This window comes from Amycolatopsis sp. CA-211722 (genome assembly GCF_056828465.1).
This window is the reverse complement of record NZ_CP184752.1, coordinates 3,921,760-3,936,205: the sequence shown is the minus strand read 5'-3', so window position 1 is coordinate 3,936,205 and position 14,446 is coordinate 3,921,760. Positions and strand designations below refer to the sequence as shown.

Annotated in this window: 14 protein-coding genes; 3 read left to right on the top strand and 11 right to left on the bottom strand. The window is 69.3% G+C overall.

Annotated elements, in window-relative coordinates:
* Positions 1-61 precede the first annotated feature (61 nt).
* Positions 62-1,087, top strand: coding sequence for a family 2 encapsulin nanocompartment cargo protein polyprenyl transferase (locus tag ACOCEP_RS19200; RefSeq protein WP_482338963.1), 1,026 nt, complete (start codon positions 62-64; stop codon positions 1,085-1,087).
* A 57-nt stretch (positions 1,088-1,144) separates the two neighbouring features.
* Here ACOCEP_RS19200 and ACOCEP_RS19195 read toward each other — a convergent pair whose 3' ends face one another.
* Entirely contained in the window at positions 1,145-2,272 is a 1,128-nt protein-coding gene (locus ACOCEP_RS19195) for a CapA family protein (protein WP_482338961.1), read from the bottom strand.
* A gap of 89 nt (positions 2,273-2,361) precedes the next feature.
* On the opposite strand from ACOCEP_RS19195, the gene ACOCEP_RS19190 reads away from it, so the two are divergent.
* Positions 2,362-2,781, top strand: coding sequence for a hypothetical protein (locus ACOCEP_RS19190; protein ID WP_482338959.1), 420 nt, complete (start codon positions 2,362-2,364; stop codon positions 2,779-2,781).
* A gap of 104 nt (positions 2,782-2,885) precedes the next feature.
* Here the strand turns inward: ACOCEP_RS19190 and ACOCEP_RS19185 are convergent, their stop codons facing one another.
* From ACOCEP_RS19185 to ACOCEP_RS19160, 6 genes are all read right to left on the bottom strand, one after another.
* Entirely contained in the window at positions 2,886-4,202 is a 1,317-nt protein-coding gene (locus tag ACOCEP_RS19185; protein ID WP_482338957.1) for a DNA polymerase IV, read from the bottom strand.
* Positions 4,189-4,512 carry a transcriptional regulator gene (locus ACOCEP_RS19180; RefSeq protein ID WP_016332004.1) on the bottom strand — a complete coding sequence of 108 codons (324 nt, stop codon included), beginning with the start codon at positions 4,510-4,512 and terminating at the stop codon, positions 4,189-4,191. The genes ACOCEP_RS19185 and ACOCEP_RS19180 overlap by 14 nt, the downstream gene beginning before the upstream one ends.
* Complete coding sequence (locus tag ACOCEP_RS19175; protein ID WP_482338955.1) at positions 4,509-5,138, bottom strand: hypothetical protein; 630 nt, start codon at positions 5,136-5,138, stop codon at positions 4,509-4,511. The genes ACOCEP_RS19180 and ACOCEP_RS19175 overlap by 4 nt, the downstream gene beginning before the upstream one ends.
* A 20-nt stretch (positions 5,139-5,158) precedes the next feature.
* Positions 5,159-5,890, bottom strand: a complete 732-nt coding sequence (locus tag ACOCEP_RS19170) for an ABC transporter permease (RefSeq protein WP_482338953.1) — start codon at positions 5,888-5,890, stop codon at positions 5,159-5,161.
* Complete coding sequence (locus ACOCEP_RS19165; protein WP_482338951.1) at positions 5,887-6,789, bottom strand: ABC transporter ATP-binding protein; 903 nt, start codon at positions 6,787-6,789, stop codon at positions 5,887-5,889. The genes ACOCEP_RS19170 and ACOCEP_RS19165 overlap by 4 nt, the downstream gene beginning before the upstream one ends.
* 142 nt (positions 6,790-6,931) lie before the next feature.
* Positions 6,932-8,488 carry an alpha/beta hydrolase gene (locus tag ACOCEP_RS19160; protein ID WP_482338949.1) on the bottom strand — a complete coding sequence of 519 codons (1,557 nt, stop codon included), beginning with the start codon at positions 8,486-8,488 and terminating at the stop codon, positions 6,932-6,934.
* A gap of 290 nt (positions 8,489-8,778) precedes the next feature.
* Between ACOCEP_RS19160 and ACOCEP_RS19155 the strand changes: the two genes are divergently transcribed.
* Complete coding sequence (locus tag ACOCEP_RS19155) at positions 8,779-9,951, top strand: macrolide family glycosyltransferase (RefSeq protein ID WP_482338948.1); 1,173 nt, start codon at positions 8,779-8,781, stop codon at positions 9,949-9,951.
* Positions 9,952-10,020: 69 nt separating this feature from the next.
* On the opposite strand, the gene ACOCEP_RS19150 is transcribed toward ACOCEP_RS19155, so the two are convergent.
* The 4 genes from ACOCEP_RS19150 to ACOCEP_RS19135 are packed head-to-tail and all read right to left on the bottom strand — an operon-like array spanning position 10,021 to position 14,359.
* Positions 10,021-11,748: an aminotransferase class V-fold PLP-dependent enzyme gene (locus ACOCEP_RS19150; protein WP_482338946.1), complete on the bottom strand. Its 1,728-nt coding sequence runs from the start codon at positions 11,746-11,748 to the stop codon at positions 10,021-10,023.
* Positions 11,745-12,512, bottom strand: a complete 768-nt coding sequence (locus tag ACOCEP_RS19145) for an amino acid ABC transporter ATP-binding protein (RefSeq protein ID WP_482338944.1) — start codon at positions 12,510-12,512, stop codon at positions 11,745-11,747. Before ACOCEP_RS19145 ends, ACOCEP_RS19150 begins: the two co-directional genes overlap by 4 nt.
* Positions 12,505-13,404 carry an amino acid ABC transporter permease gene (locus ACOCEP_RS19140; RefSeq protein ID WP_482338942.1) on the bottom strand — a complete coding sequence of 300 codons (900 nt, stop codon included), beginning with the start codon at positions 13,402-13,404 and terminating at the stop codon, positions 12,505-12,507. The genes ACOCEP_RS19145 and ACOCEP_RS19140 overlap by 8 nt, the downstream gene beginning before the upstream one ends.
* The gene (locus ACOCEP_RS19135; RefSeq protein ID WP_482338940.1) at positions 13,391-14,359 is read right to left on the bottom strand and encodes an ABC transporter substrate-binding protein; all 969 of its coding nucleotides are present in this window, start codon (positions 14,357-14,359) and stop codon (positions 13,391-13,393) included. Before ACOCEP_RS19135 ends, ACOCEP_RS19140 begins: the two co-directional genes overlap by 14 nt.
* Positions 14,360-14,446 lie beyond the last annotated feature (87 nt).

Genomic DNA, 14,446 nt, shown 5'->3' with positions numbered 1-14,446 from the left:
GAATGGGTATCCACGAATTGCGGAAAACAGCGGTTCACCGGGTCGACCGAAAGGGAGTCCGTTGACGACAACCGAGATCCAATCCGGAGCCCGGCCCGCCGGCGAAGTGCTGACCTGGAGCCGGAATCTGCTCGACCCGGCACTACGCGAAGCGGTCGACGGCCTGCCCGAATCGATGCGGCTCATCGCCGGCTATCACTTCGGCTGGTGGGACGAACACGGCCATCCGTCCACTTCGGACAGTGGGAAGGCCTTGCGGCCGGCGCTCGCGCTGTTGTCGGCACGGGCGGTCGGCGGGCGCGCCGAGATCGCCGTCCCGGTGGGTGTCGCGGTGGAACTGGTGCACAACTTCTCCCTGCTGCACGACGACGTGATGGACTCGGACACCACTCGGCGGCACCGGCCGACGGCCTGGACCGTTTTCGGCACCGGCGCGGCGATCCTCGCCGGCGACGCCCTGCTGTGCCGGGCTTTCGAGGTGCTCGCCCCGTTCGGGCAGACCGCGCTGCGGGTGCTCAGCACCGCCGTGATCGATCTACTGGAGGGCCAGAGCGCCGATCTGAAGTTCGAGGAACGCGGCGACGTCGACACCGCCGAATGCGTGCGCATGGCCGAAGGGAAGACCGGCGCGTTGCTCGGGGCGTCGTGCACGCTCGGGGCGCTGGCCGGGGAAGGGAGGCAGGATCAGGTCGACCGGCTGACCGAGTACGGGAGGGCACTCGGGCTGGCGTTCCAGCACATCGACGATCTCCTCGGGATCTGGGGCGATCCGGCGGTGACCGGGAAACCGGTCCACTCGGATCTGTCCAACCGGAAGAAGTCCCTGCCGGTGGTGGCCGCGCTCCACTCGGGGACGGACGCCGGTCGAGAACTGGATGCCTTGTACCGCAAGGAAAACCTCGACACCGCGGAATTGCCCCACGCGGCGTCGCTGGTGGAACGCGCGGGCGGCCGGGCGTGGAGTCAGGAGCAGGCCGACGCGCTCCTGACCGGCGCGCTGCACCATCTCGCCGTCTCGAACCCGGTGCCCCGCCCAGGCGCCGAGCTCGCGGCCCTCGCGAAACTGGTGGTGCGGCGACGGTATTGAAGGCGGGCGCGGTAAGGCAGGGGTGGGCGGGGAAGAGCCCACCCCTGTCCCCTCAGGTCAGCGACCGGGGCGGGTCAAGCCCTTGTCCGCGGCACCACGGCTGAGGACGACTTCGTCGGTGGCCTTGAGCGCTTCGGCGCCGGCGTTCCCGGCCTGGCCCGCGGTCAGGTCGAGCAGGCGGATCGGCGGGCCGAGCTGGACCAGCGTCGGGACGTATTCGGCCCTGTCGACCTTCCAGCGTTCGCCGTCCCGCACGAACCGGAACCGCGCGGCCGCGCCCTGTTCGGTCGAGCCCTTCGGCTCCGAATGGCGGGCGACGCTGTTGCCGAGACCGTAGGCGACCCATTTGCCGCCGATCTGTTCGAAGGGCTGCACGACGTGCGCGTGATGGCCGATGATCAGGTCGATCGAGTCGTCACCGAGGAGTTTCTTCGCCAGCGTGCGCTGTTCGGCGGTCGGATCGTGCTGGTATTCGGTGCCCCAGTGCAGGCTCGCGAGGACGACCTGCGCGCCCGCCTTCCGCGCGGCCTTGGCCTCGGCGATCACGTCTTCGGCGTCGATCTGGTTGACCAGCCAGGGTTTGCCCGCGGGCACCTTGATCCCGTTGAAACCGTAGGAGAAGGAGATCTGGGCGACCTTGACGCCGTTGACGTCGACGATCAGCGGTTTCTTCGCCTCTTCGGCCGAACGGGCCGAACCGGTGTGCTTGATCCCGGCCTCGTCGAGTTTGTCCAGCGTCCTGGTCGCGCCGTCGACCCCCTGGTCGATCGTGTGGTTGGACGCGGTCGAACAGGTGTCGTACCCGGTGTCCTTGAGCGCGTCGACGATCTCGGGCGGGGCGCTGAACGACGGGTAGCCGCTGTACGGCCCGCCCTTCGGCGCGAGCGGGGTCTCGAGATGACAGATGCCGAGGTCGGCCCCGGAGATGAGCGGTTTGATCCCGGCCAGCAGGGGCCGGTAGTCGATCTTGCCGCTGCCGTCCTCCATCGCCTGGTCGGTCAGCGCGGGGTGGATCAGCACGTCACCGGTCGCGACCACGGTGAACGACCCGTCCGGCGCCTGGCTCGACGCCGGCGCATCGGACGTCGCGGGCGGTGGCTGCTGCTCGGAAGCGCTGCTACACGCCGCGAGCAGGAGGGCGGCGCCGAGGACGGCGGTGGTCTGACGGGCACGGGAGCTGAACATCGGTTCCCTCGATCGGGTGAAGGTCTCTCCATCCTGCCTTACGGCCGGTCACTGGACAGCGTCACGCCTGATCGCGGAGTATCCCCGCCATGACCGCGCGCTCCCGGTTCGGCCTGATCGTTTTCGTCGTCGCCGCGTTCTGGCTGACCGCGGCCTGTGGATCGTCGGCCGACAGAACCACGGCGGAAGGCACCGCGGGCGCGATCGCCGACGCGATGACCGACGGCGACAATCCCGCGCTGCTGGCCATGACCTGCCCGCGCACGCCGGACAAGCCGGCCGCGCCGGACGAGCTGGTCTCCGGCGAAACGCCGGTCACCGTCGGCAGTGTGGACCAGAAGGGACAGGCCGCGATGGCTGTCCTGAACGACCAGCGGAACGAGAAACGCGCGTACGGCGCGCTGCTGGTCGAAGGCGACGACGGGAACTGGTGCGTCTTCGGCTTCCGCACCTGCCCGCGCGACGTGAAGGTGACCAGCGCGAACTTCGTGACGGTCTGCCGCTTCTGACCCGGAGCGACCTCACGTGATCAGAGGCCGCACACCGTGATCGCCCTCCAATCACGCGAGATACGTCTCCAATCACGCGAGTTACGCGTTCGAGCACACGCCCCTCAGGCCAGGCAGTCGCCGGGCTCGCCCCGGCGCAGCGCCGGATCCTCCTGCGGAAAGGTCCGCGCCACCCCCGGCCCGCTGGTGCGCGTCTCGAACCGGACGGTCACCCGCCCGTGCCCGGCGCCCTGCACCCACCCGGTTCCGTGCACCTCGTGCACGACGTCGTCCCCGGGCCGCCAGCTCGACGACACCACGGCCACCGGCGCGGGGGCCCGTTCGACCAAGGGTGTCTCGGCGGCCGGAACGGACAGGGTGAACAGCGGATCCTGATGCGGCACCGAAAGCCCGGAGAACGCGACCCCGGCCAGCCGCACCCCGCCGAACTCCGTCGGATCGATCAGCAGGCGTTCCGCCATCGCGGCGAGCTGGTCGAATTCGTCGGTGGGCGAAGCCATCGTCTCCGAACGCGTCACGGTACTGAAATCGGTGTGCCGCAGCTTCACCACCACCGTCCGCGCGACCCGTTCGGCGTTGACGAGACGCCGGTGCGCGTGCACGGCGAGGTCGCGGACCTCACGCCGCAGGCTCGCCAGGTCGATCAGGTCCCGGTCGAACGTCGTTTCGGCGCTGACCTGCTTGAGTTCCGCGCGGTCGGACACCGGCCGGTCGTCGACGCCGGTGGCCAGCCGCCGCAGGTCCCGCCCGACCACACTGCCCAAAGTGGACACCGCGTCGGCGTCGGAGAGCGCGGTCAGCTGGCCGAGCGTCCGGACGCCGATCGCCCGCAGTTTCCCTTCCGCCACCGGGCCGATCCCCCACAGCACCCTGGTCGGCAGCGGCGCGAGGAAATCGCGTTCGGTGCCCTGGTCGACGACGAGCAGCCCGTCCGGTTTCGCCAGATCCGACGCGACCTTCGCGACCTGCTTTCCCGACGCCGCCCCGATCGACGCCACCAGGCCGATTTCCGACCGGATGTGCTCCCGCAGACGCGCGCCGAACTCCCGCACTTCGTCGGAGGAGGCACCGGCGAGGGAAGGCGGTTCCGCGAAGGCCTCGTCCAAGGAGATCCGTTCCAGCACGGGCGCATATGTGGCGACGAGGTCGAAAACCTGGGTGCTCAGCAGTTCGTACAGTTTGAACCGCGGCGGCAGGATCACCCCGTTGGGCGGCAGCAGCCGCCGGGCCTGCGACATCGGCATCGCCGACTTGATCCCGTGTTCGCGCGCCTGGTAGCTCGCCCCGGCGACCACGCCGCGCGGCCCCGCGCCGCCGACCAGCACCGGACGCCGCGCCAGGGTCGGCCGGGTCAGCTGTTCACAGGAGGCGTAGAACGCGTCCATGTCCAGGTGGATGACCCACCGGTCATGCCCGCCCATCGCCCGGCACCTCGAGAAGACGATGCAGGGCCTTCGTGTACTCCTCGAACGCGGCCCGCCCACGGGTGGTCAGCTCGACGAGCGTCACCGGCGTCCGGTGCTCGAACGCCTTCGTGATCCCGACGTAGCCGGCGTCCTCGAGTTTGCGCAGATGGGTCGACAGGTTGCCCGGCGTCATGTCCAGCAATTGCTGCAGCCGCGGGAAAGTGATGCTGTCCCCCGGCCCCAGGCTCGACAGCGCCACGGTGACCCGCAATCGCGCCTGCGCGTGGATCACCGGGTCGAGCTGGGGCAACCCGTCTTCGCTCATCGCGCCCGCACCAGGAACACCAGCGACGCCACCAGGAAGCCACCGCCACCCGCGAGGCTCAGCACGAGGAAGTTGTACGGTCCCCCGGCCAGCACGCTCGCCGCGCCGCAGGCGATGATCCACACGCCGAGGCCGTACTGCAATCGGCTCTGCCACAGCATTCCGCCGGCGAGGTACATCAGACCGGTCAGCATGAGCGCGGTGCCGGACCACAGCAACGGGATCAGCTCGGTGTCGAGGCCGAGGCGGATCAGCGCGGTGTTCACCACCGTCAGCCCGCCGAACGCGATCATCCAGCTCCAGCCGTACATCGCCCCGACGAGCCGGGACGGGCCGTGTACACCGCGGCCCGCGCGGATGCCGTAGATCGCCGAATACACCATGGCCCCGGCGAAGCCGACGACGGTGATCACGGCGGCGACCCACAGCGGCATCAGCGCGGTCGGCGGGGCGGAGACGTAGATCAGCCCGAAACCGAACAGCCACACCAGTCCCCAGACGGCCAGCAGCACCGCCGGATTCGGCCCGATCTCGCGCCGGGTCTTCTCCGACTGCGTGGCGATGAGCGCCAGCGACTCCTCGGGCGTCATCGGCCGCTCGTCGCCGTCCCGGTCATCCTCCACCACCTCGGAAAACTAACACGCGTTCACAGTCTCGCCGTGTCGAGCCGGAACCTCGCCATCACCACGAGCGCGGGAATCACCAGCCACGCCGCGAGTACTCCCACGGCGGTCGGCGTACCCCCGCCGCCGAGCACCGGAGCACGGCCGATCTCGCCGAGCCAGTACGTCGGCATGAGCTGCCCGGCCGTGTTCATCCAGCCGGGCAGGACCTGCAGCGGGATCCACAGGCCGCCGAACATGCCCAGCGGCAGCATCAGCGCACCGGTCACGGCCTGGACGGTGTCACCCTTGCCGAACAGGCCGATCATCAGGCCCAGCACCGCGAAGGGCAGCGTCCCGAGCCAGAGGGTGCCGAAGATCGTCAGCCACTGGCCGGTTTCGAGCCGGATACCGCGGATCATCCCGGCCGCGAAGATCACCAGCAGCACGGGCAACGCGACGAACAACCCCGCCGACACCTTGACCATCAGATAGCCCGGTGCCCGCATCGGTGTCAGCCGCAGGGTGCGCTGCCAGCCGTCGGTGCGCTCGGTGGCGACGCGGGTCCCGGTGAACAGCGCGGCGGTCATGGCGCCGTACGCGGCCATGTTCACCATGGTCACCGTCGCGGTCGAGATACCGGGAGCGATGTCGCGGGCGCCGAAGATCCCGCCGAACAACAGGAACATCGCCAGCGGCATACCGATGGTGAACAACGCGAACTGCGGGCTCCGGACGATGCGCTTGATCTCCAGCGCCAGGTAGTTCAGGTTCATCTCACGGCTCCTTCGGCCTCGTCGGCGGTCAGCGCGATGAAGGCTTCTTCAAGTCCCACGGCGGTGATTTCGATGTTCGCGGCGAGCGGGAACTCGCGCAGCAGCCCGCGGATGGCGGCGTCGGAGTCGGCACAGCTCAGTTCCGCGTGGCCGGCGCGCAGCACGGCTCGCGACACTCCGGGCAGTGCGGCGAGCGTGGCTTCGGTGGCGTCCGGGACGACGGCACGCAGTACGCGTCCGGCGACCGCGGCCCGGACCTCGCCGACCGGACCGTCCGCGACGACGCGGCCGTGCCGCATCAGCACGACACGGTCCGCGTAGTCCTCGGCCTCGGCGAGGTAATGCGTCGCGAAGAGGACCGTGCGGCCGGTCTCGGTGTACTCGCGCATCGACGCCCAGAAGCGACGGCGCCCGTCGACGTCCATGGCCGCGGTCGGCTCGTCGAGCACCAGCAGGTCCGGATCGCCGACCAGCGCGAGCGCGAACCGCACCCGCTGCTGCTCGCCGCCGGAAAGCTTGCCGCAGCGGCGGTTCGCGTATTCGGTGACGCCCGCCCGCTTGAGCACCTCGCGGACCGGCAGCGGCTTCCGGTGCAGGGAGGCGAACAGGCCGACGAGTTCGGCGACCGTGGCGTCCCGCAGCAGCGTCCCGTTCTGCGCCATCGCGCCGACCATCCCCCGGTCCATCGCCTCGGCCGCGGTGAGCCCGGCGACCCGGACCTGGCCGGCGTCCGGCCTGCTCAGGCCCAGCAGCATGTCGATGGTGGTCGATTTGCCCGCGCCGTTCGGCCCGAGCAGCGCCACCACCTCCCCCGGTGCGGCCCGCACGCCGACGTCGTCGACGGCCAGGACGTCGCCGAAGCGCTTGACCAGCCCTTCGAGGCTGAACGCGTCCGCCATGACTTTCCCCCTTCGAGCACTCTGAACTACAAAGCTCACTCGCACTTTGTAACACAAAGTCCCCTGCTGCGGAAACCCCAGAAGTACGTGAAGGCCCCCTTCATTGCGTCTAGCGCAGTGAAGGGGGCCTTCACGTACTTGCTTAGGCAGGCACCCGGGAGAGTGCCGCGTCGGGGGCCGAAGCGGGTGCCGGGGGCGGCACCGGGAGCGGCAGCGGCGCGCATTCGACGTCGGCCGTGCGCCCCGGCTTGCGGTCGGGCAGAGCCCCGGTCGCCAGGTAGTCGGCGATCCGGTTGTCGACGCAAGCGTTTCCGCGCGGGGTGATGGCGTGGCTCGTGCCGCCCGGCTCGCCGATCAAGCGGGCACCCGGGAACCGGCTACGCACTTCGAGGCTGCCCTCGTACGGCGTCGCCGCGTCGAGCGTCTCACCGATCATCAGCACGCTCGGCACCTTCGAGCCGTCGACCTTCACCGGCTTGGCAGGTTTCGCGGGCCAGTACAGGCACGGCGCGTTGAACCAGGCGTTCTGCCAGGTGAAGTACGGCGCCTTCTGGTACGTGCGCCAGTTGTCGCGCTTCCACTGCTGCCAGCTCGGCGGCCACTTCACGTCCGTACACTGGACGGCGAGGTAGACGGCGTACCCGTTGTCGTCGCCGCGGCCTCCGAAGGCCTCGAACAGACCCTTCATCGTCTGCCAGTCACCCTGGTTGACGAACTTCGCGAGCGCGTCACCGAGCAGCGTCCACCGCAGCTGGTAGTACGACGCCTGCTGGAAGACGTCGAGGAACTCGTCCGGCCCGATGTAGCCGCCCGCCGGCACCGCCGCCAGCTTCTTCAGCTGCTCGTCGAAGACCTGCTTCACCGCGGCCTGCGTCTTGCCGAGGTGATAGACGGCGTCGTGCTGCGCGACCCAGCCGAACCAGATGTTCAGGTTGACGTCGAAGGCCACGTCCTGGTTCAGGTTCGCCTGGTACCAGACGTTACGAGGGTCCACAGTGGAATCGAGGACCATCCGCCGGACGTGCTGCGGGAACAGCGTCCCGTACACCTGGCCGAGGTAGGTGCCGTAGGAGTACCCGTAGAAGTTCAGCTGCTCCACGCGGAGCGCCTTGCGGATACTCTCCATGTCCTTGACCGTGTCGGTCGTCTTGATGTTCTCCAGCAGCGCGCGGCTGTTCTTCGCCGCGCACGCGTCGGCGTAGGACTTCGAGCGCTGCAGCCAGGTCTTCTCCAGCTGCCTCGTCGTCGGCACGTAGTTCGGCCGGTTGTAGTCCATGTAGTCCGGGATGCAGGAAAGCGCGGGCTTGCTGGAGCCGACGCCGCGCGGGTCGAAGCCGACCCAGTCGTAGGCGTCGCCCGCGCGGTTCGGCACGCGGGTGCCGCGGGTGGCGAGCAGCAGCCCGGAACCGCCGGGGCCGCCGGGGTTGGTGAGCATGACGCCCTGGTATTGCGCCTCGGGTGTCTTGTGCTTGACGCGGCTGAGCGCGAGCTGGATCTTCTCGCCGCGGGGCCTCGAATAGTCCAGTGGAACGGGCAGGTAACCGCATTCGGCGCCCGCGTTGATCAACGTCTGGTCGGTACAGGCGCCCCAGGTGATCGTCTCGGCGGGTTGCGTCTCTTCCGCGGCGACGGCGGGCGCGGTCACCGCGACCGACGCGAGCGTGGCGACGGCCAGCGCGGTGATGAGCACACGTCTCAAGGTTTCTCCCTTTCCCTCCAAAGGTGAAAGCCCCGAAACCCTATCCACGTCCATGACCTGCGGAAGCCTTCCGGCGAAGGTCCCTACCAACGGCGGGTCCCGATCGCGGCAAACCGGGCAACCCGTTAATCGGTTGGGCGGCCTCGCGGGGATCGCTAGGCTGCCGATCATGATCTACTTCATCCGCATGCGCACCGCCTGAGACGGCGTGACCGCCGGGCCTCCCGCGATCGGGAGGCCCCCTTTCTGCGCGCCGTCTGACGTTCCCTCACGAATTCAGACAGGACATCATGCAGAACCAGCACATCGCCATGATCGGCTCCACCGCGCCGAGCCACATCTATCCCTCGCTGGCGATCATCCGTGAGCTGGTCGCTCGCGGGCACCGGGTCAGCTACGCCGTGGGCGAGCCGCTCACCGGGTTGATCGAGCCGACCGGGGCCGAGGTCGTCGCGCACCCGTCGATCCTCCCGCTCGGCGATCAGGCGGCGTGGCCGGAGGATCCGGCGTCGCAGATGCGGGTCTTCCTCGACGAGGGCATCCAGGCGATGCCGGTGCTCACCGATTTCTACGACGACAACCGCCCGGACCTGCTGCTCTACGACATCGGCGGGCTTCCGGCACCGCTGCTGGCCAGGCGCTACGGCGTTCCGGCGGTGCAGCTTTCCCCGACGTATGTCGCCTGGGAGGGCTATGAAGAGGACATGGGCGAGATACTGACCGCGATCCGGACCTCACCGTCCGGAAAGGACTATTTCGCCACGTTCACCGGCTGGCTGAACGAGAACGGCATCGAGGCCGACGCCTGGGACTGGATCTCCCATCCGGAGCAGGTGCTCGCGCTGCTGCCGAAGGCGATGCAGCCGAACGTCGAACGCGTGCCGTCGTCGGTCCGGTTCGTCGGCCCGGCGCTGGACCCGGAACGCCTCGCCGACCGGAGCTGGACCCCGCCGTCGAGCGGCCGGAAGGTCCTCCTGATGTCGCTGGGCACGGCGTTCACCGACCAGATCGAGCTGTTCCGCGCCTGCGTGGACGGGTTCCGCGACTCGGACTGGCACGTGGTCATCTCCATCGGCCAGACCGATCCGGCCGCGCTCGGGCCGCTGCCCGAGCACATCGAGGTCCATCGGTTCGTGCCGCAACTCGCGGTGCTGGAGGCCGCGTCGGCGTTCATCACGCACGCCGGTATGGGCGGCAGCACGGAATCGCTGTGGTACGGCGTGCCGACCGTCGCGATCCCGCTGGCCACCGACGGCTTCGGCAACGCCGCGAAACTGGCGGAACTCGGTGTCGGTGAGCAGCTTCCGGCCGACGAGGTGACGGCTTCGACGCTGCGGGCCGCCGTCGAGCGGGTCGCCGGGTCGCCCGAGGTGGCCGCGCGGCTGGCCGAGGTGCGGGCCGAGACGCGCGGGAACGGGGGGATCGAGCGGGCCGCCGACGCCGTGGAGTCCTTCCTCCCGTAGCCCCCCACTGCTATGAACGGTCCGTTCCTTGCAAATTTTGCAAGGAACGGACCGTTCATAGCACGCGCGTCAGGTGCCCCGGATCTCGTTCAGGTAGTTGTAGATCGTGTAGCGCGTGACGTCGAGTTCCCCGGCGAGGTGGTCCACCGAGTCCTTGATGAGGAAGAACCCCGCCTCGTCCAGTTCCCGGACCACGGCCGCCTTGTGCCGCTTCTTCATCAGGTCCACCGGGATCCCGGCCTTCGCCACCGCGCGCCCGACCAGGAACCGCTGCAGGCTGTCGACGTCGGGCGGGAACGTCTCGGGTTCGTGCCCGTTGGCCTGCGGCGCGCCGTCGGACAGCCGGTTGACGCACAGGCAGCCGATCGCGACGCCGTCGGCGTCCCGCAGGAACAGCGTCGAAGACCGGATCGCGCGCCCGTCGGGGCCGTGGGTCTCGTAGTTCGTCAGGTCCTGCGTGGTGCCACGGCGGACCAGGCCCAGGAGCAGATCCGTCATCGGCCCGCCGACCGTCCGGCCGGTGAGGTCGCCCGCGATGGCGACGATCGAGTCCGGCAGCCTGCTCAAGTCGTGCAGCAGGACTTCGTTGCCCGGCCCCAGCATCGCCGCGAGCGCGTGCACCGCCGGGACGAGCGCGGTGAGCAGGTCACTCGACGCCACCCCCACCGCGGGAACACCGGAGACCACCGTGACCGGCTTCTTCAGCCGCGCCAACACCGAACGCACCTGTTCCGCCGCGCTCGCCGGAGTCGACGCGTGCGGCGACAGCCGGACGTGTTCCGGCCGCACGGTCGCGGCGATCCCGGCGTTCGCCAGGGCGGAACCCACCTGTTCGGCCGCGTGCCCCGGCAGGCTGAAGGCGAGGATCCCCGCCCGCCGGTCGACGGCCGAAACCACCTCCCCGCCAACGGATTTCACGGCCTCTTCGAGTTCGCCGACCCGGTCGGCGATCCGTCCGGCGATGGCCCCGACGCCCGCTTCCTCGACCAGCTCCAGCGCGACCGCGAACGCGCCCGACGTGATCGGGCTCAGATTCGAGATCGACCACGAGGCCGCGGTCTCGTCGGCCGGATGGATCTCGTCGTCGAACAGGCCGGGATCGCGGGCGCCGGTCCAGCCGGACAGGATCGGTTCCATCCGCTCCAGCGCACGGTCGGACAGCACGGCGAAACCGGTGCCCCAGCCCGCCCGCAGCCATTTCTGGCCGCCGACGACGAGCACGTCCGCGACCTCCCACGGCGCCTCGGTCACCCCGAAGCCCTGGATCCCGTCGACCACGAGCAGCCGGTCCCCCACCACCTCGCGGATCGCGGCGAGGTCCGCCCGGTACCCGGTACGGAAGTCGACCGCGCTCACGCTGACCAGCGAAGTCTCCGGCGTCAGCGCCGCCTTGACCGCGTCCGCCGTGACGTTCCCGAGCGGCAGCCGCCGCACGGTCAGCCGTCCGGCCTGTTCGGCGCGCGCCCACGGGTAGGTGTTGGCCGGGAACTCCGCCGCCGACACCAGCGCCTCGCCACCCGGCGCGTTGAACGCCGCCTGGAACAACCCGAGACTGGTGTGCGGCAACAGCACCGTATGGTCGGTGTCGCTGCCCGAAAGCCGCGCCGCGGCGGCCTTGGCCCTGGTCTCCTGCCGCATCAGGTCGTCCACAGTGGACGGACCGGCCTTGGTCGAGGCGTCGAGCAGGCTCGCCGTCGTGTCGAGCACGACGTGCGACGGCGGACCGAACCGCGCGAAGTCGAGGTAGCCGGCCGGTTCGTCGAACTGCAGCAGGTACCGCGGGGAGATCCGCGTCATGCGAGGACCCTGGCCAGGAACTGCTTGGTCCGCTCGTGCTTCGGGGCGCTCAGGATCTCCCCCGGCGGCCCGGTCTCGACGACCATGCCGTCGGCCATGAACACTACCTCGTCCGCGGCCTCGGCCGCGAACCCCATCTCGTGCGTCACCACGACCATCGTCATCCCCTCCGCGGCCAACGTACCCATCACCGCCAGCACCTCGCCCACGAGTTCCGGGTCGAGCGCCGACGTCGGCTCGTCGAACAGCATCAGCTTCGGTTTCATCGCCAGCGACCGGGCGATCGCCACCCGCTGCTGCTGCCCGCCCGACAGCTGCGCCGGGTAGGCGTCGGCGCGGTGCGCGAGGCCGACCCTGTCGAGCAGGTCGAGTGCCTGCTGGCGGGCCTCTTCCATGGGGACACCGAGCACCCGCACCGGCCCCTCTACGACGTTCTGCAGCGCCGTCCGGTGGCCGAACAGGTTGAACCGCTGGAACACCATGCCGATGTCGCGCCGCTGCCGGGCGACTTCGCGTTCCTTCAGTTCGTACAGTTTGCCGTTGCGGAGCCGGAAACCGATCGGCTCGCCGTCCACCCAGACCTGTCCGGCGTCGATCGTCTCCAGATGGTTGACACAGCGCAGAAAGGTGCTCTTCCCCGCGCCCGACGGGCCGAGCAGGCAGACCACCTGTCCTTTGTGGACTTCGAGGTCGATCCCGCCCAGCACCTCGGTGTGGCCGTAGCTCTTGCGGACGCCGACGGCCTTGAGTAGTGGCTCAGACACGTTCACTCCTCACCAGTGGCGCGGTGCGCAGGGCCTTGGCCGCACGGGAGAACGGGCTCTTCGACCGGTCCTCCGCGTCGAAGGCGCGCTCCAGATAGTGCTGCCCGACCCCGGCGACGGTCACCACGACCATGTACCAGACCGCGGCCGCCAGCAGGGTCTCCATCACCAGCAGGTTGTTGGACGAGATGTTGTTGGCGGCATGGATCAGTTCGGTCACGCCGATCACCGATGCCATCGACGTCCCCTTGAGCATGTTGATGAAGTCGTTGCCCGTCGGCGGGATGATCACCCGCATCGCCTGTGGCAGCACCACGCGGCGCAGCGTCGCGCCCGGCGACATCCCGATCGACTTCGCCGCCTCGGTCTGTCCACTGTCGACACTGTTCAGCCCGGCGCGGACGATCTCCGCCATGTACGCGCTTTCGTTCAGCGCCAGGCCGAGCAACGCGGCGGTGAACGCGGTGATCAGCACGTTGGTCTGCTCGTGCAGCAGGTGGCCGCCGAAGGGGAGCGGGATCGAGATGAACTCGAAGACCAGCGCCAGGTTGTACCAGATCAGGATCTGCAGCAGCACCGGAAGCCCGCGGAACAGCCAGATGTAGCCCGCCGCGAACCAGCGCGCCACCGGATTCGCCGAGCGGCGCATCAGGGCGATCACGATCCCGATGACGATCGCCGAACCCTGCGCGATCACCGCGAGCAGCACGGTGTTGAGCAGGCCGACCGCCATCACCCGGTACCACAGGAACTCCGGGACCGAATCCCATTGGATCTGCGCGTTCGCGAGCGCGATCCCGAGCAGCACCAGCAGCGCGAGGATGACGACGGCACTGACCCAGCGGCCCCAGTGCTTCAGCCGGACGATCGGCAGCGCTTCAGCTCCCGCCATTGAGCTTCGCCTCCTTGACCGCGCCCTGCTCGACGCCCCAGGCCTGGAGGATCTTGCCGTAGCCACCGTCGGCGATCAGCGACCGCAGCGCCTTCTGGATCGACTCCGCGAGCGGCTTGTTGTCCTTGTTGACCCCGATCCCGTACGGCCCGCCGTTGATCGGCTCGCCGGGGACGACCTCGAAGAACTTGCCCTCGCCCGCGGTCCGCGAGATGTACACCGCGCTGGGCAGGTCGTTGAGGATGGCGGCGACCCGGCCGGTGCGGAGCTGGTTCTGGTTCTGGGTGTCGGAATCGGTCGCGGTCACGGTCAGGGCGGGCTGGCCGGCCTGCGCGCATTTGCCGTTCTGTTCTTCGGCGAACTTCTGGTGGCTCGTCCCCTGGACCACCGCGACGTTCTTGCCGCACAACGTGTCCGGGCCGGAGATCTGGTCGGGATTGCCCTTGCGGACCATGATCGTGATGCCGGACGAGAAGTAGTCGACGAAATCGATCTGCGCCTGGCGGGTCTTGGTGTCGTTCATCGCGGCCATCGTGAGATCGACGCGGCCGGACTGGAGGCTGGTGATCAGCGAACCGAACGCCATGTCCTGGTGGTGCACGGTGACGCCCAGCTTCTTGCCGATGGCCTTGGCGAGGTCGACCTCGTAGCCGATCGGGGTCTTGCCGTCGGCGGCGTAGAAGTTGTTGGGCGCGGACTGCAGGTTCGAGGCCAGATGCAGCATCCCGGCCTGCGCGTACTTCGCGGGCAGGGTGCCGGCGACGGCTGCGTCCTTCTGGACGGACTCGATCAGCGCGGCCGTGTCCGGGATCGCGGCGGGAGCGCCCGGGGCCGCGGGTTCCTGGCCGCCGGCTCCGTCGGGCCCGCCGCCGCAGGCCGCGGTGACGAGCGCGGCCAGGCCGGTGAGCACGGCCAGGCGCCAGGTTCGGGTCAGGGTGAGCGGCGTCGACGGCATGACGGACCTCCACGGGGGCTTCAGGTGGTCGCCGACGCTACAACTGGGTGTTGAAGGGGTCAACTCGCAGTTGAAATCCTGTCCGAT